This is a genomic window from Exiguobacterium sp. HSB13, from assembly GCF_056764755.1.
On sequence record NZ_JBUZOM010000001.1, the window covers coordinates 1607912 to 1631856 of the forward strand.

Sequence of the window (23945 nt, forward strand, 5' to 3'; positions counted from 1 at the left end):
TGAAATGAGCGTTTCTTCCCTTGCACCTCTTAATCAGCTTTGATACACTCTTAAAGTTAACTAGTTAACTAAAAGGAGAAATAAAATGCTCTACACACAAGAAGATGTTCTCGGACAATTATCAAAAGTCTCACGTCTCGTCAAACGAGAGATTGATGCTACTTTGCTTCCATACTCTTTACACACGGGTCAATGGGCACTAATAAAAGCAGTTGCATTACTACAACCTGTTTCACAAGTCCAATTGGCAGATTATTTAATCATTGAAAAACCAGCTGTGACGAAAACCGTCTCACGTCTTGAGACGCTTGGTTTCATCACTCGGATAAAAGAAGGACGAACACACTTTGTCTCATTGACACCTTTAGCCATCGAACGGTTCGACCAAATCGACGCTGCGGTTCAAGAAACACACCAACGATTACTTGCCTCCTTCTCCCTTACTGATCAGCAACAGCTCGGTGAGTGGATGACGCACTTACTTACTCTACATCGACAGGAGGAATCCTTATGACTGCTCGGTTATTCTCGCGTCATTACGTCATGACGCTGATCATTAATCTATTGCTCTTCATCACGTTTTATTTATTAAATGCCTCACTTCCTTTACTCGCTGCTAAACAGTTTCCAGTCTCCGCTTCAGCACTCGGGTGGATCGTGACGAGCTTCATTCTAGCAACCGTCTGTTCTCGTCCATTGATTGGTCACTGGTTGGATCGTTACGACTTAAAGCGCATCTTGATGATCTCTGCAAGTCTCTTTACAGTCATGAGTATCTGCTACATGCTTGTCCTACCTTTGGAATCATTTTTCTATCTAATCATCATCCGTATCATCCACGGGTTTAGTTTCGGGATGTTATCTTCTTCGATCAGCCTCGCCGTCACGACATTGATTCCAAAAACACGTCAAGGTGAAGGGATGGGTTATTTCGTCCTGTCGATGAACTTGGCATCCGTCCTTGGTCCTGTCATCGGTCTTGCCTTTATTCAAGAAAAAGCATTCGTTCTGTACTTCGTGACAGTTGCTGCCCTAGCAGTCATCGCCTTGTTGTTCATGATGTGTCTACCGCTGACGAGCCAACATGTTCCAAGTACTTCCGCGTTTCGTCTAAGCCAATCTCTCTTCTTATCACGTCCGCTTTTGTTGGTAGCGACTCTTTTGGCAGGCGTTGCGATTTCTAGTACATCCGCCTTCATCTCACTGTATACGGACTCGATTGGACATATCGCATATGCTTCTTATTTTTATGCGTTAGTCGCTCTCGGAATGGTCGGGATTCGACCAATTGCCGGAAAATTGTTTGATCAGCGAGGTGCTGCATTCGTGCTGTTGCCGTCGTATGCCCTTTATATGATTGGCTTTGTCATTCTCGGCATGTATCCTTCATTTGCTGGTTTATTGACTGCTGCCATCATCATTGGTATCGGTTCTGCTTCCATCTTCCCGGGACTTCAAACTGTCCTCTTGAACTTCGCGCCGCCCGCACAGAAAGGGAAAGCCATCTCGACCTTTTTCCTTGCTTACGACACGGGCTTTGGAATCGGTGCCTTGATTCTCGCCACAGTCGCAAGCGGCATCGGCTATTCTAATATGTTCTTATCCTGTAGTCTGATCGTTCTCGTAAGTGGTCTACTGTATTTCACCTTTACGAAACGACAAGCTGCGTCATCTGAAACAGAAGAACTTGCTTCTTAAATCTATCCCATTAAACGAAAACAGCCGCTTTCCTTTTGAAAGGAAAGCGGCTGTTTGTTTATCCTGATTATGCGCGAAGTTCCGCATTGAACGTTTCTTTCACTGCATCAACGACTCGCTGTTGCGCTGTCGTGATTTCTTCATCGACTAACGTCCGTTCTTTGTTTTGATAACGGAGGGAGAACGCGAATGATTTTTCATTCTCTCCGACGTTCTCACCCGTATAGACATCGAACAATTCGATCGTCTGTAGAAGTGGACCAGCTGCTTCCGTCATGACATCAACGATTGATTGTGCTGGCACTGAACGTTCGACGACGATTGCTAAGTCTCGTGTCATCGATGGGAAACGTGAAATTTCCGAATAGACCTGTTCTTCTTTCGAACGCAGTACCATCGCCTCTAACTCGAAGACGTACACTTCTTTTAGACCATACTGTTCTTTTGACAGACCGGGATGAACTTGACCGACGAATCCGATCGCTTCTCCGTCAAGCAGAATGCGTGCCGTCCGTCCTGGGTGCATCGATGGAATATTCGCTGCCTCGAACGTCAACGTGACACCGGCTGCAGATGCGAGTGTCTCGACGATTCCTTTCATGACGAAGAAATCCGTTTTGACAAGTGTTCCGTGCGCCCGGTGTTGTTCTGACACACCGACTGCGACACCACCGATCATTTCTTGTTCGATCGGGAGTGTTTCAAGTGACGCATCCCGTTGCAGATAAACACTGCCTAGTTCATAAAACGCAACGTCGGCATGCTGTCGTGCGACGTTATGCTGTGCGACTTCAAGAAGTCCCGGAATGAGTGACGTCCGAAGTGTCGAACGGGCTTCACTGATTGGCATCGCTAGTTTGACCGGATGCAGATCTTCCCGTTCATTAAATTGCATCGCACGTTGTTCGCTCGTCAATGAATACGTGATCGCTTGTGAGAGACCCGCTCCCTGCAATGTCCGGCGTAAATGACGACGGTGGATGTTCCGTTTCGGTAAGAAACCACGGCTCGCTTCAGACGGTAAGCTTGAAGTCAGGGCATCATATCCATAAAGACGTGCGACTTCTTCCGCTAAATCAGCTGGGATTTTCAAGTCTTGGCGGCGAGTCGGTACGCTGACCGTCAAGGCATCACCCGATAATTCAACACCGAGACCAAGACGTTCGAGTAATGTTTGCATGACCGTTCCTTCGATTTCCATACCAAGACGATGATTGATGTATGAGACACTTGCTTCAATCAAATGATCGTCAAGCTCGAGCGTTCCGGCTTGAGCAACACCTGCTTGAACCGTTCCACCCGAGAGTTCAGCAATTAAAGCTGCAGCCCGATCAAGTGCTAACAATACACGGCGTGGATCAACACCTTTTTCGAAACGGGCACTCGAGTCTGAACGGAGTCCAAGAACACGACTCGTCTTCCGAACGGAAATCGGTGCGAAATAAGCAGATTCTAAAATGATCGATGTCGTGTTTCCGTCAACTTCGGTATTCGCTCCACCCATGACACCAGCAAGTGCGACCGGGCGTTCACCGTCTGTGATAACGAGCATCGAAGAATCGAGCGTCCGTTCGACTTCATCTAGCGTCGTGAACGACTCCCCTGCGCGCGCTTGACGCACGACGATCCGTTTTCCGAGTTTTTCGGCATCAAATGAATGAAGCGGTTGACCTGTCTCGAGTAAAACGAAGTTCGTAACGTCGACGACGTTGTTGATCGGACGAATGCCGTTCGCGATCAAACGGTTTTTTAACCAAGTCGGTGATTCTTGAATCGTCACGCCTTGAATTTCTCGTGCCGCGTAGAACGGACAGTCCTCTGAATCAAGCGTCACGTCGACTGCCGTCGCAGTTTCTGCTTCTTTGACTTCAACGACCGGGAAAGTCGGTGTCGTATCATAAAGCGCCGCCACTTCGTGTGCGACACCATACATACTGAGGCAGTCCGAACGGTTCGGCGTTAACCCAAGTTCGAGGATTTCATCGCGTAGACCGAGTAACTCCAAGACGTCTTGTCCTGGTGTGACTGGTTCACGGAACGTATGAATCCCGTCCTGCTCATCTTCTCGGATATATTTCTTTTCGAATCCGAGTTCTTCGAGTGAACAGATCATCCCTTCTGAGACGACACCGCGCAATTTGGCACGTTTAATTTTAATACCTGGTAAGCGAGCTCCGACACGTGCGACGATGACATCTTGTCCAGCTTCGACATTCGGTGCACCACACACGATTTGAACCGGTTCGTCTTGTCCGATGTCGACCGTCGTGACGTTCAATTTATCTGCTTCTGGATGTTTTTCTTTCGTTAACACACGTCCGACGACGATGTTGTTCAACGCTTCATCCCGGACATCGACGCCTTCGACTTCTATCCCGCTCTTTGTAATCAAATCAGCCAAATCTTGTCCTGACGTGTGACTGACATCCACATATTCGTTCAACCATTGTTTTGAGACTAACATCTGCGTTCCCCCTTAAAACTGTTCGCTGAAGCGAACGTCATTCGTATAGAAGTGGCGAATATCATCGACACCGTATTTCAACATGGCGATCCGTTCGATACCCATTCCGAATGCGAATCCTGACATTTTCGTGCTATCATATTCAGCCATTTCAAGAACGTGAGGATGGACCATTCCCGCACCCAGAATTTCAATCCAACCCGTCTGTTTACAGATATTGCATCCTTTACCGCCACATTTAAAGCACGAGACGTCGACTTCGACGGACGGCTCTGTGAACGGGAAGAAACTTGGGCGTAAGCGGACTTCACGTGCTTCACCGAACATCTGCTTCGCGAAGGCTTCAAGCGTTCCTTTTAAGTCTGCCATTGAAATCGATTCTCCGACGACGAGTCCTTCGACTTGCATGAATTGGTGCGAGTGCGTCGCATCATCTTCGTCTCGACGATAGACTTTACCTGGGCAGAGAATGCGGATCGGTTCACCTTTAGAAGCGAGCATCGTCCGTGCTTGGACCGGTGACGTATGCGTTCGCATCAAAATTTCTTCCGTGATGTAGAATGAATCTTGCATATCGCGTGCTGGGTGATCCTTCGGTAAATTCAGCATCTCGAAGTTGAAGAGATCTTGCTCGACTTCTGGTCCTTCGGCAATCGTGTAACCGAGTCCGACGAAGATGTCTTCGATCTCATCCGTCACTTGTTGCAAGAGGTGCGCATGACCGACCTTTTTCGGTCGTCCTGGTAAAGTGACGTCAATTGCTTCCGCTGCCAGTTTCGCATCCATTTCTTGTTGTTTGACAGCTGTCAGACGTTGTTCCAATTGCTCTTGGATCGCTTGACGGACCGTATTTGCGATCTCACCGACGACTGGTCGTTCTTCCGCTGATAACTTTCCCATTCCTCGTAATACTTCTGTGATTGGTCCCTTTTTCCCGAGATACTTGACTCGGACGTCATTGAGATCTTTTTGTGTTGTTGCCTGATCGACTAATGTCAACGCTTCATCGCGTAATGCTTCTAATTGCTCGCGCATCTTTCCCACTCCTTTAGTTGAAGATATAAAAAAACGTCCCTCCGGCAAATGCCGAAGGGACGATGTAAACACCGTGGTACCACCCTTGTTTGACTTTTCAATCGAAAAGTCCTCCAATCGCGCGATAACGGGCGCATCCCGTCACGATCTCTCGTGCGACTCCGGAGTGAATTCGGTTAGCAGATTCACGAAGCAGTTTTCAGTCTACGACCGCTTCTCCCTGATTGAATCGTTCCCTAACGTACTCTGTTCCATCAACGTCCATGATGTATTCCTGATGTTCACTTTAGCATGAACGCCTGTCGGTTTCAATCCACGCTTGCAAAATGATAGAGCAAAATACCAGCCGCTACTGCCGCATTCAACGACTCTGCTTTACCACGAATCGGGATGTAGGCACGCTCATCACAGTACGAGAGCAACTCTGGCGCAACGCCTTGTGCTTCATTCCCGATGATTAAACCGAGTGCGTCCATCGGTGCGATCCCTTGATAAGACGTCGCCCCTTCTAACGCCGTTCCGATTACCGCAATTCCTTGCTCGTGCAAGGCATTGACTGCCTCTTCGAGCGGCATGGAGATAACAGGTAGGTGGAATAGCGATCCTTGCGTCGCACGGATGACTTTTCCGTTATAGACGTCAACTGTTCCCGGTCCGACGACGACACCATCGAATCCAGCTGCGTCAGCTGTCCGAATCATCGTTCCGACGTTCCCTGGATCTTGCAGACGATCGAGGAGCAGATAGCGTCCTCGCTCTAATTGTGCCGAAGCTTGTTTCATCTCACAGACAGCGAAAATGCCTTGCGACGTTTCCGTCTCAGCCAATACTTTGATGACGGCATCATCGATCGTAAAGACATCGGCATTTCGTTTCCAAGAACCGGGTACTTGGTACGATTCACGCACGATCAATTCCTTGACGATTCCAGCGCGAACAGCCTCTTCGATTAAGTGTTCTCCCTCAATCAAAAAGCGATTCGTCTGCAGACGTCCTTTTTTCGTTAAGAGTTTTTTCCATTGTTTAACGATTTCGTTCTTTGCTGATGCGATGTGCTTCATTATTTTATTACCCCTCGTAGATCGCTTGGACAGTCTCCGCATCTAAACGTTTTGTCACAGCAACGACTAAATCGACAGCTGCTTCGAAATCGGCTTTATGCATGATTGAGACGTTTGTGTGCAGGTAACGGATCGGTACAGTCAATGCAAGTGATGGAACACCTGTATTCGATAAGTGGAACTTCGCTGCATCCGTTCCGCCACCTGGTGTTAAGTCCAGTTGATACTTGATATTTTCTTCTGTTGCAACTTTCGTCACGAAATCAATTAATCCGCGATGTGCGATCATCGTTGCATCAAACATGATGACTTGAACGCCTTCACCTAATTTCGACAATGCTTCACGATCAGTCATTCCTGGCGTGTCACCCGGGATACCTGTATCGACAGCAAAGGCGATTGATGGTTTGAGCAAGTGTGCGACAGTTTGAGCCCCACGTAACCCGACTTCTTCCTGAACAGTCGCACCTGCGAAAATCGTGTTCGGATGTCCGTCTGCTTTTAAGCGTTTGATTGCTTCGATTGCGATGGCACAACCAATCCGGTTGTCCCACGCTTTTGCCATCAAGAAGTTCTCATTTTTCATCACAGTAAATTCGCAATGTGGCACGACCGTATCACCCGGACGAATTCCCCAACCGTCGACTTCTTCTTTTGATGAAGCACCGATATCGATGAACATGTCCTTAATGTCGACCGGCTTATTGCGCGCTTCCGGTGGTAAAACATGAGGTGGTTTTGCACCGATTACACCTGGAATGACTTCACCAGATGACGTCACAATGTTCATACGCTGTGCCAAAAGGACCTGCCCCCACCAACCGCCGAGTGGTTGGAAACGAAGGAATCCTTTTTCATCGATCTTCGTGACCATGAATCCGACTTCATCCATGTGACCAGCAATCAACACACGTGGTGCATCTTCACCTGCGCCTTTATGTTCAGCAAACAGACTACCGAGACCATCTTGGTGGAATACTTCTGCATGAGGTTCTAAATATTCACGCATGAGGCTCCGGACTTCTTTTTCGTTTCCCGGTACACCTGTTGCGTCCGTGAGACGTTTTAGCATATGTAATTGTTCGTTCATCTGATTTCCTCCTTAGTAACCGTTGTCTTGTCGCACATGGTTTGCTTCATTTTTAGAAATGTAAGCCTTGAAAATCATATCCTGTGTAAAGCCTAGTGTAGCACCTAATGCAAGGTATGCACCAATCAGAACGTCATAACTTTGTTCCGTCCGCGAAATCGCAAAGACGTTCGTTTTGTTATAGACATCTAAAAAAGCATCCGTTGCTGTCAAATAGAAGTCACCTTCTGTAAAATGACTTTTCTTGTACTCAAGCGCTAGACCTAGTGAGAGTAGAAAATGGACGCCATCGACATATTCCTCAAGAATTGTGACTTGAGCGGATGGTCCCTTCTTCGACCAGAACTTAAAGCAACGTGTCTCGTTCGCAAGTTCACCGAGTTCGACCAATAAGGCGAGTAAACGCTCGTCGAATTGATTGCCTGTCAATTGATGTTCTGACTGAATCCGTTTATCCAACTGTTCTTGCATCTCAAAAAGTGTCAACCAATCCATCTTTAATTCTCCTTCTATCTAAAAAAATCATATGACCGTCTCATCGACGTGCCTTCTTATTTTATCATTAAATCGAAAAAAACGTCGGAGAATTAAATTCCCCGACGAATTGTAGAACTTAAGCGTTCAATTTTGCTTTTGCTGTGTCAGCAAGTGAAGCAAATGCAGTTGCATCTGTAACTGCGAGGTCAGCGAGCATCTTACGGTTAACGTCGATACCTGCTAATTTAAGACCATGCATCATGCGGCTGTAAGAAAGACCGTTGATACGTGCTGCCGCATTGATCCGAGTGATCCAGAGGCGACGGAAGTCACGTTTCTTTTGACGACGGTCACGGTAAGCGTACATGAGAGATTTCATGACTTGCTGTTTCGCAACCTTAAAGAGTGTATGTTTCGAGCCGTAGTAGCCCTTAGCTAATTTGAGTTGTTTTTTACGACGTTGACGAGTCGTATATCCGCCTTTTACGCGTGGCATATAAATTCCCTCCTAAATCTGTATACGATTGGATAAATTACTTCGCGATCATGTGACGGATGCGTTTGAAGTCACCCGTAGATACCATGCTAGCTTTACGTAATTTACGTTTCGCTTTTGTTGATTTGTTACCGAACAAGTGGCTTGTGTAAGCACGACCACGTTTCAATTTGCCAGAAGCAGTACGTTTGAAACGTTTAGAAGCACCGCGGTGCGATTTCATTTTAGGCATGAGAGATTCCCTCCTACTTCGATTCGATTAGTCTTCTTTCTTAGGAGCAAGCACGAGGAACATGCTGCGTCCTTCCATCTTCGGTCTCTGTTCCACAACACCGAACTCACTTAAATCCGTTGCGAGGCGTTCGAGAACGCGTTTACCGATTTCCGAGTGAGTGATGGCACGACCGCGGAAACGAATACTCGCTTTCACTTTGTTACCATTCTCCAAGAATTTCTTCGCATTACGGAATTTCGTTTGGAAGTCGTTCTCCTCGATCGTCGGGCTAAGACGAACTTCTTTCATCTGAATCACTTTCTGATTCTTCCGAGTTTCTTTGTCCTTCTTTTGCATCTCGAAACGGTATTTACCGTAGTCCATGATCTTACAAACTGGCGGCGTCGCTTGTGGAGCGACCATGACGAGGTCAAGTTCCGCTTCCTCTGCGAGACGTAGCGCTTCGTTGCGTGATTGGACACCTAGTTGAGCACCATCCGCTCCGATAAGACGAACTTCCCGGGCACGGATGCTTTCATTGATTAACAGATCTTTGCTAATGGTTAGCACCTCCATCGTGCAATGCACGAAAAATGAATGATAGAAAACGCTATAAAAAAAGCGTCGGCAGTTCTTCCCGCCCACACTCATAAGGAACGTCAAAGCATAGCAATCGCTATACATTGCGTATCTTCATGATGAACCAGTACGAGTCGTCATACATGGTGAGAAGCGGGATGCTTCTGCTTTGTTGTCATTTCACTTTGCTATCATAGCACTTGTTTTCCCGTGATGTCAAGCCGCTTTCTATGTTCTTACAGAACGTTGCTCACATACTTGATTATAATAGCAATCCTTTAGCGGATAAGCAAGAAGTTTCTAACCTGATTTTCACGGGTACATTCATTACATGTCAAAAAGATTCAGAACATTCGCAAGCAAAATTGTTTATTTAGAATGATTATTGTTTTATAATCAATGTAATCTTACATAAGGGGGAGAATAACAGATGACTGAAAAACGATTAACAACCAATCAAGGTGTACCAATCGGAGACAATCAAAATTCACGCACGGCTGGACGTCGTGGACCTACATTATTAGAAGATTATCAATTAATCGAAAAGATGGCCCATTTCGACCGGGAACGTGTACCTGAGCGTGTTGTACATGCTCGTGGATTCGGTGCTCACGGTGTCTTCACTGTGAAAAACTCGATGAAAAAGTACACGAAAGCTGCGTTTTTACAAGAAGAAGGGACAGAAGTTCCTGTCTTCGCCCGTTTCTCGACTGTTATTCACGGCACGCATTCTCCAGAGACACTCCGCGATCCACGTGGATTCTCTGTCAAGTTCTATACAGAAGAAGGAAACTGGGATTTCGTCGGGAACAACCTTCCTGTCTTCTTCATTCGCGACGCTATGAAGTTCCCGGATATGGTCCATTCACTTAAACCAGATCCACGCACGAATATTCAAGATCCCGATCGTTACTGGGACTTCATGACACTTCGTCCAGAATCGACGAACATGCTCATGCACCTTTTCACGGATGAAGGTATTCCTGCAAGCTACCGTAAAATGCGTGGTTCTTCCGTCCACTCATTTAAATGGGTGAATGCTCACGGCAACACGGTCTATGTTAAACTACGCTGGGTACCAAAAGCTGGCGTTCATAATCTCTCAGCTGAAGAAGCAACAGAGATTCAAGGAAAAGATTTCAACCATGCTTCAAACGATACGTTCCAAGCGATTGAAGACGGAGATTATCCGGAATGGGATCTGTTCGTACAGGTGCTCGATCCGGCTGACGTCGATCAGTTCGATTTCGATCCGCTCGACGCAACAAAAGATTGGTTTGAAGATGTCATCCCGTTCCAACACGTCGGTACGATGACACTGAACAAAAACGTCGACAACTATTTCGCTGAAACGGAATCTGTCGGGTTCAACCCAGGTGTCTTGATTCCAGGGATGTTGCCATCTGAAGATAAGTTGTTACAAGGTCGTCTGTTCTCTTACTCGGACACACAACGCTACCGTATCGGAACGAACTATCAACAACTTCCGATTAACTGTCCGTTCGCACAAGTGAATAACTACCAACGTGATGGTGCAATGCCAGTTGGTCAGCAAACGAGTCCGGTGAACTACGAACCGAACCGTTATCAAGAAGAACCAAAAGAAACACCAGAGTATACGGAAGAAAACCAGCCGTTACTTGATGATAAACATGGTCGTCTCGAAATCGAGAAAACGAACAACTTCGGTCAAGCCGGCGAAGTATACCGTCGTTTGACAGAAGACGAGCAAGCAGCTCTTCTGAAGAACCTCGTCAATGATCTCGAACAAGTACGTCATGAGAATACAGTCTTGCTCGCAATCTGTAACTTCTACCGTGCTGATGCTTCACTCGGTCAGAAACTATCAGAAGCGCTTCAAGTCGATATCGAACCGTTCTTGCAACAAATGCGTTCGTAATATGACACAAGCACCCTTGACTTACGTCTTGGGTGCTTTTTTATGTCTTAATATGGGATGAAATCGTAGCGTTCTGCCGTCTTGTACGTGAACTCATTGAGTTTCTTGAACAAGACGATTTGATCGAGCCCGACCCGCTTGACCGTATTTTGTTGCATGTAACGTTTTTGTTCTGACGTAAACGTATTATAGATGGGAGCATAACCATTGCTTTGGAACGGTTGCATTTGAATCGCCCGATCCGCATCTTCAAATCGATTGTAGCGAATCGTCCCTCCGACAACTCCTCTACCGAGAATCGTCATCGCTTTTCCATCCGCCCGGTGCACATTTCGAATCGTATTGTAACGAACCGTCGGATTCTTCCAGTTCATCATCGAAATCGCGTAATCCTTTGTTCCGTCAATTGTATTTTTTTCGATCCGGACATTCGTGTGTAATCTATTTTCTGTGTATTGATGTGTGCCAATTGCCACGTTGATATTACGGAACAGGTTATTGCGAATCATGATATCTGCGTTTGGCGTTCCGTCTTGTTTCGACCACTTCCAGTTGAAGCCCTTTGTGATCGGGTCTGGTGTATCGAGATTAATCGATTCATTCGGACCGGTATTCGGAATCATGACGGCGTCGACGAATTTCATGTTTTCGATGACTGCCTTCTTCGTCGCATCAAGTTCCATCGCATGTGAACCTTTTTGATTCCGTACTGTGATGCCGCCGATATACAAGTTTTGATTATGGGCAATGGCGAATGCTGAACCACGCGTATATCGATTCAAGTCGATTTGCGCATTTCCTTTCCCGATGATTTTAACGTTCTGTGAGCCATCATACTTTCCGACCTTTTTGTTTAAACGCAACACGGATGGAGCAACAAGATCAAATACACTAGTCGTCGAACTAATCTTCTTCGTTCCCGTTTCCGTCGTCTTCTTGATGATGACGCCATCTTCCAAGATCACCGTCGTATTGGACGGAATACCGACACGTAGTGGAGACAAGTACGTTCCTTTCGTCAAGACGAGTGTCCCGCCACCCTCTTTTTCAAGACGCTCCAAATAGGAGCGCATCGTATAGTGATTACGCGTCTTTGCGTTATAGGTCGTATATTTACGGATCGTCGGGTCAATTGCTTCTGTTTTTGGTGTGATCCGGTACGTCTTTTTTGTCGTCGTCGCACTCACTTCACCCGGATGAATACCAATCAAAAGTGAAGATGCGATGAACACAGCAAGAGTCGTCTGCTTCATTTTTTGTAACTTCCTTCCCATTATATCAAAACATTACATCTACTAAAGGTTTATTATAGCATTTATCCAATTAAAGGAAATTTATTTTCAGTTATTTTGGATAGATTTAGCTGGATCATCATCTTTGTCATCGGCATGCTGCTTCCTTCTTTTAAGTATCACATTACAAAAAAAGTCCGCCCTACATCAGCAGGACGAACTCTTTCATGAGGCTAGAATTATTTTGAACGATTCGCGATTTCTTGTTCTAAGTCGGCGACGAATTGTTCAAGTGATGCATTGCTTGAGTCTTTTGAACCGTAGCGACGAATGTTGACTTCGCGCGATTCGACTTCCTTGTCACCTAAAACGAGCATGACTGGTACTTTGTTGACTTGTGCTTCACGAATCCGGTACCCGAGTTTCTCATCACGGAAATCTGTTTCAACACGAATTCCTTTTTTCAATAGGATTGCTTTGATTTCACGCGCATAGTCTTCATGCACTTTAGAAACCGGAATCAATTTCACCTGAACCGGTGCGAGCCATGTTGGGAACGCGCCTTTGTATTCTTCGATCAAGTATGCGACGAATCGTTCCATCGTCGAAACAACACCTCGGTGTAAGACGACCGGACGATGATCTTGTCCGTCATTTCCTTTGTATGTCAATTCGAATCGCTCTGGTAAGAGGAAGTCGAGTTGGACTGTCGAAAGCGTCTCATCTTTACCAAGTGCTGTCCGAACTTGAACGTCAAGCTTCGGTCCGTAGAATGCAGCTTCGCCTTCTGCCTCGAAGTATTCGAGCTCGAGCTCATCCATCGTTTCTTTCAACTCACGTTGCGCCATTTCCCAGATCGCATCGTTATCGAAGTACTTCTCTTTATCCGCTGGGTCACGATACGAAAGACGGAATTTGTAATCTGTAATCCCGAAGTCCGCATAGACTTCTTGAATGAGGTGAACGATGGCTTTGAACTCATCCTTCATTTGATCAGGACGGACAAACGTATGTCCATCGTTAAGGACCATGTAACGAACGCGTTGAAGACCAGTCAAGGCACCAGACATCTCGTAACGGTGCATGCCACCAAGCTCCGCAACACGAAGCGGTAAATCACGGTACGAACGTGGTTCATTCTTGTAAACCATCATGTGGTGTGGACAGTTCATTGGACGAAGAACGAGTTCTTCATTGTCCATCTCCATTTTCGGGAACATGTCGTCTTGATAGTGATCCCAGTGACCCGATGTCTTGTATAGATCGACTGAACCGAGGACCGGTGTATAGACGTGCTCATATCCAAGTTCGAGTTCTTTATCGACGATATAACGCTCGACCGTCCGACGGATCGCTGCTCCTTTTGGTAGCCACATCGGAAGTCCTTGACCGACTTCTTGAGAAGTGAAGAACAAGCCAAGTTCTTTCCCGAGCTTACGGTGATCCCGTTCTTTTGCTTCAGCAAGGAAGTGGAGATGTTGTTTCAACTGATCTTTTGTCGCCCATGCTGTACCGTAAATCCGTTGTAACATCTTGTTTTTTGAATCGCCACGCCAGTAAGCACCAGCAATGCTCATCAATTTGAAGACTTGTAGCTTCGCTGTCGCTGGAACGTGTGGTCCACGGCAGAGATCGAAGAATTCGCCTTGACGGTAAATCGTCAAATCCTGATCAGCAGGAATCGACTCGATCAATTCGACTTTCAACGGATCATTGAGTTCTTTATAGATCGCGAGTGCTTCGTCACGTGAGACGACTTCGCGTTCGATCGGCAAGTTTTCACCCGCGATTTTATTCATCATCTTCTCGATTTCCGGAAGATCCTCTTCTGTCAAGCGACGTTCCATATCGATGTCATAGTAAAAACCATTCTCGATTGTCGGTCCGATTCCAAGATGAATCGTTTCATCCGGATATAGACGTTTGATGGCTTGTGCCATCAAGTGAGCCGATGAGTGACGAATCAAGTCGAGCCCTTCTTCTGAATCCGGCATGATCAATTCGATTGTACCGTCCTCTTCGATTGGACGACGGTAATCGATTGCGTGCCCGTTTAGTTTTGCAGCAAATGCTTTTTTACGAAGTCCTGGGCTGATTGAAGCAGCGACTTCTTCTGCTGTCGTACCGACTGCGAATTCCTTTACGGCGCCGTCTGGAAATGTAAGTGCGATGTTTGACATGACTGTTTCCCCCTTTAACAAAATAAAAAAGACTCATCCCTAAAAAGGGACGAGTCTTAATCTCGTGGTACCACCCTCGTTCCCGGACCAATGCTGGTTCGGCTCGAACACGCGTTAACGGGCGTGAAGCGCAAACGGATTAGCCCCGTTCGTGCTATGAGGGAGTAAAGACATGAATGATGCCATGAGAAGCTTCCACCGCTCTTCTCTCGCTAGTTTGGTTCATTTCATACTTCATATCCTCAATCGTTGCATCGTCTATTGACGTGTCATTAGTATAACGAATCCGTCGCTTCCTTGACAAGGAAAATTAGTAGCGACGTCGATTTTCACCGAGGAACTCGATCGGTTGTGTCGTCGTCCGAATCCGTTCCATCAATCGTGCGGCCTTTAACTTATCGCCTTGATCGTTCGTAATCCCAAAATGGAGTTCGAGTTCATCATAAGATAAGTTCGAGCTGAACAATGTCGGCAGACGATGCATCATCCGATATTGCAAAATGATTCCGAACAACTCATCTCGTACCCACGGACTGATCGATTCTGCGCCGATATCATCAATCAATAAGACCGGAATCGTTTGGAATCCTTCAAGGAACGTATCGAACGAATCAGACCGGATCCGCCGTTTCGCTTCAGCGACGAAACCAGGGGCATGGACAAGAATCGTTGCAATCCGTTCTTTTTTCAGTGCATTCCCGATCGCAGCCAAGAGATACGTTTTCCCGACACCAAAGCTACCGTGCAGGTACAGTCCCTTTACATGCTCTTTTGAGCGCAGATGATTGAGGAACTGCGACGCCGCACGTAAAGCGAGCTTTCGGTCCGTCGTCGACAAGTCAAAATCACTGAAGTTCGCATCGCGCACTTCGTCCGGCAGGAACAGACTCTTGAACTTTTTCTCAAGTGCACGTTCATCTTCTCGGTCTTTGAGTGCTTGCGACTTCTCATATGAAACGACGATTTGTCCTTTTTCGACGTGCAGGATTGGCTGATAGCCTTCGATGACGGCTTTACTTTCAATCAGTCGATTCCCATCCATCTGTTCCGCGTATTCGTTCAGTTTGAGCATACCCCGCTCGATCATCCGTTGATCAATCTCTGGATGGGTCCGTAAGAACATGACGACCCCCGGATGAGACAACACCCGTTGTTGAATCGCTCGAACCGATTCTGCGACGTCCGGTCGATTTAATATTTTTTCGATAGATGATTGGATATGTTCCATGTCCCGACTCCTTTAGTTCCCCTTCAGTTCTCGTAAGATTCGTTCCATCTCTTCATCGTCTGGAACATCTGCTTCGAAACTCGCTTTTTTAGAGGCTTCATACTGTTGCTGTTTCGCCTTCTCTTCTTGCAACCACTTCGGATTCGGACCGCCGTTCGTATTGCTGGTCCGTCCCCGACGTCCACCAACGGTCTGACGCGCACGTTCTTGTTTTTGCTCCTGCTTCTTCGCAATCAAATCATCTTGCTCCTGCGTCTTCGCTAGTGCCTCGGATGCTGTCACGTACCCTTTCTGTTTCCAATCATCAACAATTGATAAGAGGAAGTTCTTACTGAAGCGATTGTCTTTTTTGACGACGAGCGCATAGTAGTAGGCGGCATTGACGATCCCAGACGACATCTCATAATCGATGATCAATTGTTGGATCAACTCTTCATCTCGCTCTGATAACGCTTTGACCTTCCGCAACTTCGCGACATAATGCTTCGGATGGGTGCTTTCCATCGTTTCCGTCGCTTCGACGTCTCCGACCTCAATCGTGTCGAGTGAGGCGACCTTCGCTTTTTTCTCGCGGCTGAGTTTTTGTTTCGCTGACAACATCATTTGTTTGCAACGTTCTTGTTTCTCAGCATCGGTCATCGGCAAGTATGCTTCGTGACGGAAACGGGCATTCAACAGTTCCGCCATCAATGCCTCATTCGACTGCGTGACGTAAGCAAGCTTTATGAGCAGATGATCAATCGCCTTTGAATAAAATGTCCGTGGTAGAAAACGGTCGGTCTGACGTTTCATCTCTTCTAGATCAAATGAATAATCAAATTCATATACTGCTCGTTCCTGTTTGGCATAGGCTTTCGGCTGATGCGCGGAAGCAAGACCAGCTTTCACATCGAACACTTGATCAAATCGAACCGTCCGATCAACGATGTTCTTCGGAAGCGGCTCTGTCCGGAATCGATGTTGGAGGGAGCGGAAACGAATTTCACCGACGCGGTAGAATAGCAGACTCGATAACACCCCGTCATTCAAAAAAGTGTTTGGAGCGAGCGGCACCCGGATTTGATAGATGTAACGATACGCGGCTTGGCGCGCTTCGAACGTCCGGATCAAACCGATGCCTTCTAGCTTGAACAACTCTTCCTTGAATTCATCGACAGAAAAACCGAGTAGTGTTCCGAGTTCCGCATGGGAGATGTATTGGGATTTTGTTTTTCCCGGAATCATCTCGCTCCAAAACGTTTGATAAAGTCCAAGTGCTTTGACGCCGATGATCGGCTGGTACAAATAATATAAAGATTGATAGGCTTCACGGTCGACGACACCATTGCTCATCACTAAGCAAAGATCGGTACCGGAAAGTTCACGTTCTACCATCTGACTCGTCCTTTCCTTAGGGAGAAAAAGAGAGGTACGCTGACCGGACAGACGACCTCTCTTATATCACGTTCAATTTTCACGGTCATTTTCTTGATGTCGCTCCATCAGCTCAGAAAGCTCTTGGAAGAAGACATTGATGTCCTTGAATTGTTTATAGACACTCGCAAAGCGAACGTATGCCACTTCATCGACGGAAGCTAGTTCATTTAACACGAGACGCCCGACCTGCTCACTTGGAATCTCATGCTGAGCTGTCGCTCGTAATGCCTTTTCGACTCGACTGACGACTGTTTCTAACTGTTCAATTGAAATCGGTCGTTTTTCACAGGCACGCACTAGTCCCCGCAAAATTTTATCACGATTGAACTCGTCGCGCGTTCCGTCTTTCTTTACGATGATTAAAGGGGTCTGTTCGACCATTTCGAAAGTCGTAAAGCGATAGCCGCAAGACTCACATTCACGTCTCCTCCGAATCGAACCGAAATCCTGGACCGGTCTTGAGTCCAGTACTTTTGTTCCGTTAAAATTACAGGCTGGACAGCGCATGCCGTACCTCCGTTCACGTGATTTCTTTTGTTCCAATCATTTTTAATCGGTATCCCGCATCAAGTGAGGCATAGATCCGCTCGATGTGTTTTTCGAGATCAGGTCCGAGAAGACTCTCACGATGTAAGAATAGATCGACGGCCGTACGTCCGCCCGCCACCATGATGACGGTCGCGAGTCCGTCGACTTCTTTTAATGTAAAAGCGAGTTCTCCACGTTCCGCGTCAACACGACGCACCGTCCCGCCCTCTTGCTTTAAGATATTTTCCAAACCAGCAAACAACATCTCGACCGTTGCTGCGTAATAGTGTGTGCGTAGATTTTCGTTTTTATGTGTATCGGATGTCTCTAGCTGTTTTTGCAAGCGTTCCTTCAGTCCCATGGTCATCCTCTTTTCTTTGTTTCTTCTACTATTAAGAATAACAGACGTCAGACATATTAAAAAGCCCTCGTCTGAACGACGAGGGCTTGACGAATTCGTGTGTGTTGTCAGTTGACGTGCTGGACAGTAGCCGCTGGAACTTGAACTGGTCCCATACCACGTGGAATTTCGACATTTTCACGGATTTTCGCATCGAGCTTTTCAGCAATGTAGTTCGCTGCGATGGCTGGATCGATCCGATCCCCACAAGTAAAGACATCAACCGATGCATACCCGTGCTCTGGGAAACTGTGAATCGTCAAGTGCGATTCAGAGATAATGACGACGCCACTGACGCCGTGTGGTGCAAACTTGTGGAATGCTACTTCTCGTACTTCTGCACCTGCTTGAAGTGCTGCGTCAACGAAAAGTCGTTCAACGAATTCCATGTCGTTCAATTTTTCAGGATTACAATCCCAAAGTTCTGCAATAATGTGTCTTCCCATAGTATCCATTTGTGGATCCCCCCTACATTCAATGGTCTTCAAAGTAGTTGATCACTTACTTTGCGCCTGAGTCGTTCGCACCCACGGGGGAAAGTTAGTCCAGAGAGGTCCTAACCCTTTAAGCTGCGATTGCCAGACCGATTGAAGTTCACGATTTGAATTATAGCGAGTATCAAAAAGATACACAAGGATAAATTTCAAAAATTAATACATTTCTAGAAAAAAAACGGGACAGGTCCCGTCGTTACTGGGATCTGCCCGTTGTCATTAATTCAATTCAAGTTCTTTTTCAACCGTTCCCATCGCCTCTAAGTGCGCCGAAACAAGGTGTACGAGGTCGACGACGCGGCAGGAGTAACCCCACTCATTATCGTACCAAGCGAGGACCTTCACTTGACGACCACCCATGACCATCGTCGAGAGTCCATCGACGACCGTCGAACGCTTTTCTCCGTTGAAGTCGATCGAGACAAGCGGTTCCATCGTCATTCCGAGAATACCGTCAAGCGCACCGTCCGCTGCTTTCGTGAACGCTTCGTTCACTTCAGCCACCGTCGTATCGCGACTAACTTCGACGACGAGATCGACGAGTGAGACGTTCGGTGTCGGAACACGAAGCGCGAGTCCATTCAATTTCCCTTCCAAGTGTGGCAAGACGAGTGCGATTGCCTTTGCTGCACCTGTCGATGTCGGAATGATGGATGAGCCACATGCACGGGCGCGTCGTAAATCCTTATGCGGATTATCAATATTATTTTGATCGTTCGTAAACGCGTGAACCGTCGTCACGAGACCGGATTCAATCCCGAATGCCCGGTCGATGACTTGCACGACAGGTGCTAGACAGTTCGTCGTACACGATGCGTTCGAGACGATAGCATCTGTTTCATGATCATACATGTCGTCATTGACACCCATGACAATCGTTCGGACATCCCCTTTAGCAGGTGCCGTGATGACGACCTTTTTTGCGCCTGCCACTAAATGCTTCGCAGCACCCGTATCTGAGTTGAACTTTCCTGTCGCTTCGACGACGATATCGATGCCGAGTTCCCCCCACGGCAATAGCTCAGGATTGCGTTCACTGACGATTTGAATTTGTCTTCCGTCAACCATCAACGCCCCATCGATGATGTCGACCGGATAATTGAATTTCCCATGTACCGTGTCGTACTTGATTAAATGTGCGAGTGTTTCGACTGGATAACTTGCATTGATTGCTACGACTTCGCTTTTCCCCTCAGCGATCAGACGTCGAAAGACCATTCGACCAATTCGACCAAAACCATTGACTGCCACCTTGACTCCCATGTGCGGATCCCCCTTCAATGTGACGGATGTAGCTCCGTTTACAGATAGAACTATATCATGAAATGTAAGCGATTTCATTATGTTCTCTAAAAAAAGTGAGAGAAGATGGAAACTTCTCTCACTTCAAACTTTTTATGTGTCACTCATGCTTGCCAGTGTCATATAACGCTAACCATTTATCGATTTGTTGATATAACGAATCAAGACTCCCATCATTGAAGAACACATCATCCGCGAGCTCTTTTTTCTGTTCAATGCTAAGTTGCGAATGAATACGTGCATATGCTTCTTCTTCCGATAGATCATTACGTTGCATCAATCGTCTTAACTGCATATCTTCTGGGCAATAAACGACTACGACACGGTCGAACAGCGTCCGCCAATCGCCTTCAAGTAATAACGGAATATCAAATACGACAAGCGAATGTCCTGAACGTTCATAGGCATCTGCTTCATCAAGCATCTGCCGTCGAATACTTGGGTGCATCAACTGATTCAGCTGTTGTCGTTTTTCGCTATCCTGAAAAATGATTTGTCCGAGTTTCGGACGGACGAGACGTCCCTCCTCGAATGCTTCCGGGAACGCCATCTTGACCGCTTCATACGCTCGCCCTCCTGGCTCAACGACTTCTCGCGCAACGAGATCCGCATCGATGACCGCTATTTCTTTTTGCTTCAGATAGCTAGAAACCGTACTTTTACCGGTAGCGATACTGCCCGTCAGACCAACCCTCATAAGGCGACCTGTTGGCACGTCGGACAGAAGTGCGTTCCCCGTCCGCCGACTTTGATTTTTTCAATGGCAGTGCCGCAACGGGGACACGGTTCGCCCTTTTGACCATATACCGCGAGTTGAAGCTGAAACTCACCTTTTCCGGAAGGTGAGACATAACTTCGGATCGTACTTCCCCCTGCTTCTACCGCTTGTCGTAAGACGTCGACACCGGCTTGATGGATGCGTGAAATATCATCAAGCGTCAAGGCACCAGCCTTCGTCAACGGATGGACACGTGCCGCATGAAGGGTCTCATCGACATAGATGTTACCAAGACCAAGGAAGATGGACTGATCGAGCAATGCCGTTTTGATTGGACTTCTTTTTTTACGAATTAAATTCTCTGCTAGCACTTCTGCTGTGAACTCCGGATCAAACGGTTCACGCTCCAGCTGTGCCAGTGGAGCAGTCTGCATCGCTGTTTCCTTATCACGCAATTCCATCGTTCCGAACTTCCGGACATCATTGTAATGCAACTCCGAACCATCCGTGAATCGGAAGACGACATGGGTATGTTTATCCCGCTCGACCGGTTGCGGATACGGGAAGTACTTCCCTTCCATCCGCAAATGGCTGACGAGATAAAAACGATCAAAATCAAAGAGTAGGAACTTACCGCGACGTTCGACGCGTTCGATCCGTTCTTGATGTAAGGCATCTGCAAATGGTGCCACTTCCATCCCCCGAATCATTTTCGGGTGGTAGACTTTGACGGAAGAGACTGTTTTTCCAGAGACCGAACGTTCTAAACTGCGGCGAACGGTCTCGACTTCAGGTAATTCAGGCACGTCTATTCCTCCTTGCTTACTTCGTTTCGTACCACGTATGTCCTGCGCCCCCATCGACGCGTAACGGCACGGATAGTTCGACGGTCTGCTCCATCGCTTGTTTGACAAGCGCTTGTAAGGCTTCAAGTTCTTCGTCCGGTGCTTCAAAAATCAATTCATCGTGTACTTGTAGTAACAAACGTGCTTTTAGATCCGATGCTTGTAAGGCAGCATGCACATCAAGCATCGCTTTTTTAATTATATCCGCAGCCGAACCTTGAATCGGCGTATTGATTGCCGTACGTTCCGCAAAACCACGTAAATTGAAGTTTTTCGAATTGATATCCGGGATGTTACGGCGCCGGTTCATCAACGTTTCGACGAATCCATTCGCTCGTGCCGTCTCGATTGCCGTATCCATGAACTGTTTGATTTGCGGGAACAGCTCGAAATAACGATCGATGAACGATTGTGCTTCCTTCCGCGTGATGTTCAAGTTTTGTGACAGTCCATAATCGCTGATTCCATAAATGATGCCGAAGTTGACGGCTTTCGCCTGACGCCGCATATTTCCTGTGACATCCTCCGGTTCAACACCAAAGACACTACTTGCCGTTTGAGTATGGATATCCTCATCATGTAAGAATGCATCGACAAGCGTCTGATCCTTCGACATATCGGCCATGACACGTAGTTCGATTTGTGAATAATCGGCAGCATACAATGACCAGCCTGCCTCACTCGGAACGAAGGCTTTTCGAATCTTCCGTCCTTCTTCGATCCGAATCGGGATATTCTGAAGGTTCGGATTGACCGAACTTAAACGGCCTGTCTGAGCAATCGTCTGAGCAAAACGGGTATGAATCTTTCCGTCTTCCTTGATAACTTTTTGTAAGCCTTCGACATACGTCGACTGTAATTTTTGGAGCTCCCGGTACAACATGATGTGATCGATGACCGGATGCAATGGGCGTAGTTTTTCAAGAACGTCTGCGGCAGTCGAGTAGCCGGTCTTTGTTTTCTTGAAGGCGGGTAGTTCGAGTTTTTCAAACAGAATCACACCAAGTTGTTTCGGTGAATTGATATTGAACGACTCACCTGCCGCTTCAAAGACCAATGTCTCAAGTTCTGTAAGACGCCCGGCAAGGTCTGCTTGCATCGACTGGAGCGTCGCGACGTCGACACGAATCCCGGTCCACTCCATCTCAGCGAGGACACCTGACAATGGACGCTCTAGTGTTTCATACAGCTCATATTGCTGATTCGCCTTCAACTCTTCCCGGACTTTCGGGAACAATAACTCGATCATCCGTGCCTTTTCTGCAAGATAAGGATGTAATACGTCATCCGCTGGGGCTAGACGTTTGGCTCCCTTACCGAGGACTGCTTCTTCGTTCGGTGCCATCAATGCATAATGACCAGCAATTGAAGCGAGCGTCGTGCCGCCACTTAAGTTCAATAAGTAACCCGCTAATAACAGATCCTCATAACCGTTTAAGGTTAAGCCGTGCTTACGCAACGCGAATGCGACTTGTTTGGCATCGAGACAAATCTTCCGATGTTCCGACTCGATCCATTGGCGGAATGCGGGATCCTCGACGAGCGTTGGGGCAGCAACATAGATCGTGTCAGGCGTTGCGATCGCAAACCCGATGATGTCCTCTTCCATGTAATCCTCTCGCAGCTGTTCAGCAAGCAACACCGCATCGGTAACGTCTTCAGGAAGTGACGTGATCGTCACGACGTTCAACTGCTCTTTATCCTCTTCTTTGACGACAGGGGCGAATCGATTCGTCAACGACTTGAAGCCGAGCGACTGGAACAACGAATAAGGAACTTGGGTATCAACGTCGCGAATTTGCAAATCATCTAGCGTCGTCTCGAGCGGGACATCGACTTTAATTGTCGCAAGTTCTTTCGATAGTCGTGCTAACTCTTCGTTCGCGATGACTTTTTCCTTCTGCTTCCCTTTTAAGTCCTCGACGTGCTCATACAGTCCTTCGACAGAACCATATGCCGAAATCAGTTTAACCGCCGTCTTTTCACCAATCCCAGGAATCCCTGGAATATTATCCGACTTATCCCCCATTAATCCTTTCAGATCAATCATTTGAATCGGTTTAAGACCACCGTACGTCTCAGCGAACAGTTCCTCCGTCATGCACTGGACGTCCGTGATCCCACGCTTCGTGATTAAGACTTCGACCTTATCCGTGACAAGTTGAAGTAAATCTTTATCACCTGTGACGATCCGCGTCCGATCCGTCGGCATCGTTCGTGCGAGCGTACCGATCAAATCATCTGCCTCATAACGATGGAGTTCCATCATTTGAATACCGAGCGCTTCACAGATATCCCGGACAATCGGGAATTGCTCACGTAGTTCGGACGGTGTCTTTTCCCGACTTCCCTTATACTCCTGATAGACATCATGACGGAACGTTTCACTCGAAGCATCGAAGGCAACGAGCATATGGGTCGGTTGTTCTTCCTCGAGCAACTTCAATAACATCATCGTAAAACCATATGCTGCATTCGTATTTCGTCCCTGTGCATCCGTCATTGGTGGTAAGGCGAAAAACGCCCGATAGGTCAACGAGTTCCCATCAATCAATAGCAATTTATTTTCCATCATCTACGCCCCTTTA

At 47.1% G+C, this 23945-nt stretch carries 22 protein-coding genes; 3 read left to right on the top strand and 19 right to left on the bottom strand.

What is annotated here, in order from left to right; all coding sequences use genetic code 11:
- The first annotated feature begins 85 nt into the window (after window positions 1-85).
- Together ACZGCQ_RS08605 and ACZGCQ_RS08610 are read left to right on the top strand one after the other, a co-directional pair.
- The gene (locus ACZGCQ_RS08605) at window positions 86-514 is read left to right on the top strand and encodes a MarR family winged helix-turn-helix transcriptional regulator (protein ID WP_480003229.1); all 429 of its coding nucleotides are present in this window, start codon (window positions 86-88) and stop codon (window positions 512-514) included.
- Window positions 511-1698: an MFS transporter gene (locus tag ACZGCQ_RS08610; RefSeq protein WP_481266028.1), complete on the top strand. Its 1188-nt coding sequence runs from the start codon at window positions 511-513 to the stop codon at window positions 1696-1698. The genes ACZGCQ_RS08605 and ACZGCQ_RS08610 overlap by 4 nt, the downstream gene beginning before the upstream one ends.
- Before the next feature lie 67 nt (window positions 1699-1765).
- On the opposite strand, the gene pheT is transcribed toward ACZGCQ_RS08610, so the two are convergent.
- The 8 genes from pheT to infC form a co-directional block, all read right to left on the bottom strand.
- The gene (gene pheT, locus ACZGCQ_RS08615; RefSeq protein WP_481266029.1) at window positions 1766-4162 is read right to left on the bottom strand and encodes a phenylalanine--tRNA ligase subunit beta; all 2397 of its coding nucleotides are present in this window, start codon (window positions 4160-4162) and stop codon (window positions 1766-1768) included.
- A 12-nt stretch (window positions 4163-4174) separates the two neighbouring features.
- The gene (gene pheS / locus ACZGCQ_RS08620) at window positions 4175-5197 is read right to left on the bottom strand and encodes a phenylalanine--tRNA ligase subunit alpha (protein WP_035396564.1); all 1023 of its coding nucleotides are present in this window, start codon (window positions 5195-5197) and stop codon (window positions 4175-4177) included.
- A gap of 308 nt (window positions 5198-5505) precedes the next feature.
- Complete coding sequence (locus tag ACZGCQ_RS08625) at window positions 5506-6291, bottom strand: TrmH family RNA methyltransferase (protein WP_481266372.1); 786 nt, start codon at window positions 6289-6291, stop codon at window positions 5506-5508.
- Window positions 6266-7348 (bottom strand): M42 family metallopeptidase, encoded by a 1083-nt coding sequence (locus ACZGCQ_RS08630; RefSeq protein ID WP_481266030.1) that lies wholly within the window; start codon window positions 7346-7348, stop codon window positions 6266-6268. Before ACZGCQ_RS08630 ends, ACZGCQ_RS08625 begins: the two co-directional genes overlap by 26 nt.
- A 12-nt stretch (window positions 7349-7360) precedes the next feature.
- Window positions 7361-7843, bottom strand: coding sequence for a dUTP diphosphatase (locus ACZGCQ_RS08635; protein ID WP_029342317.1), 483 nt, complete (start codon window positions 7841-7843; stop codon window positions 7361-7363).
- A gap of 118 nt (window positions 7844-7961) precedes the next feature.
- Complete coding sequence (rplT, locus tag ACZGCQ_RS08640) at window positions 7962-8321, bottom strand: 50S ribosomal protein L20 (RefSeq protein WP_012371057.1); 360 nt, start codon at window positions 8319-8321, stop codon at window positions 7962-7964.
- Window positions 8322-8358: 37 nt separating this feature from the next.
- On the bottom strand, window positions 8359-8553 hold the full coding sequence (gene rpmI / locus ACZGCQ_RS08645; protein ID WP_023469015.1) for a 50S ribosomal protein L35: 195 nt from the start codon (window positions 8551-8553) through the stop codon (window positions 8359-8361).
- A gap of 27 nt (window positions 8554-8580) precedes the next feature.
- Complete coding sequence (gene infC, locus ACZGCQ_RS08650; RefSeq protein ID WP_029342318.1) at window positions 8581-9111, bottom strand: translation initiation factor IF-3; 531 nt, start codon at window positions 9109-9111, stop codon at window positions 8581-8583.
- 433 nt (window positions 9112-9544) lie between these two features.
- Here infC and ACZGCQ_RS08655 point away from each other — a divergent pair, with 433 nt between their 5' ends.
- Window positions 9545-11014: a catalase gene (locus ACZGCQ_RS08655; protein WP_029342319.1), complete on the top strand. Its 1470-nt coding sequence runs from the start codon at window positions 9545-9547 to the stop codon at window positions 11012-11014.
- Between the two features lie 47 nt (window positions 11015-11061).
- Here the strand turns inward: ACZGCQ_RS08655 and ACZGCQ_RS08660 are convergent, their stop codons facing one another.
- The 11 genes from ACZGCQ_RS08660 to polA form a co-directional block, all read right to left on the bottom strand.
- On the bottom strand, window positions 11062-12267 hold the full coding sequence (locus ACZGCQ_RS08660; protein WP_481266031.1) for a glycoside hydrolase family protein: 1206 nt from the start codon (window positions 12265-12267) through the stop codon (window positions 11062-11064).
- 218 nt (window positions 12268-12485) lie between these two features.
- A complete protein-coding gene (thrS, locus tag ACZGCQ_RS08665) occupies window positions 12486-14426 on the bottom strand; it encodes a threonine--tRNA ligase (protein ID WP_029342321.1) in 1941 nt (646 codons plus the stop codon).
- A 310-nt stretch (window positions 14427-14736) separates the two neighbouring features.
- On the bottom strand, window positions 14737-15654 hold the full coding sequence (gene dnaI, locus ACZGCQ_RS08670; protein WP_149427706.1) for a primosomal protein DnaI: 918 nt from the start codon (window positions 15652-15654) through the stop codon (window positions 14737-14739).
- 12 nt (window positions 15655-15666) lie between these two features.
- The gene (locus tag ACZGCQ_RS08675) at window positions 15667-17028 is read right to left on the bottom strand and encodes a replication initiation and membrane attachment family protein (protein ID WP_029342322.1); all 1362 of its coding nucleotides are present in this window, start codon (window positions 17026-17028) and stop codon (window positions 15667-15669) included.
- 72 nt (window positions 17029-17100) lie between these two features.
- The gene (nrdR, locus tag ACZGCQ_RS08680) at window positions 17101-17577 is read right to left on the bottom strand and encodes a transcriptional regulator NrdR (protein WP_023469022.1); all 477 of its coding nucleotides are present in this window, start codon (window positions 17575-17577) and stop codon (window positions 17101-17103) included.
- Window positions 17578-17590: 13 nt separating this feature from the next.
- The gene (locus ACZGCQ_RS08685) at window positions 17591-17959 is read right to left on the bottom strand and encodes a hypothetical protein (RefSeq protein ID WP_023469023.1); all 369 of its coding nucleotides are present in this window, start codon (window positions 17957-17959) and stop codon (window positions 17591-17593) included.
- Between the two features lie 107 nt (window positions 17960-18066).
- Window positions 18067-18453, bottom strand: coding sequence for an adenosylmethionine decarboxylase (gene speD / locus ACZGCQ_RS08690; RefSeq protein ID WP_023469024.1), 387 nt, complete (start codon window positions 18451-18453; stop codon window positions 18067-18069).
- A gap of 258 nt (window positions 18454-18711) precedes the next feature.
- Window positions 18712-19755 carry a glyceraldehyde-3-phosphate dehydrogenase gene (locus ACZGCQ_RS08695; RefSeq protein WP_481266032.1) on the bottom strand — a complete coding sequence of 348 codons (1044 nt, stop codon included), beginning with the start codon at window positions 19753-19755 and terminating at the stop codon, window positions 18712-18714.
- Between the two features lie 139 nt (window positions 19756-19894).
- Complete coding sequence (gene coaE, locus ACZGCQ_RS08700; RefSeq protein ID WP_481266033.1) at window positions 19895-20509, bottom strand: dephospho-CoA kinase; 615 nt, start codon at window positions 20507-20509, stop codon at window positions 19895-19897.
- Window positions 20488-21318, bottom strand: coding sequence for a DNA-formamidopyrimidine glycosylase (gene mutM, locus ACZGCQ_RS08705; RefSeq protein ID WP_035396555.1), 831 nt, complete (start codon window positions 21316-21318; stop codon window positions 20488-20490). The genes coaE and mutM overlap by 22 nt, the downstream gene beginning before the upstream one ends.
- A 16-nt stretch (window positions 21319-21334) precedes the next feature.
- Complete coding sequence (gene polA / locus ACZGCQ_RS08710; protein WP_481266034.1) at window positions 21335-23932, bottom strand: DNA polymerase I; 2598 nt, start codon at window positions 23930-23932, stop codon at window positions 21335-21337.
- Between the last annotated feature and the right edge of the window lie 13 nt (window positions 23933-23945).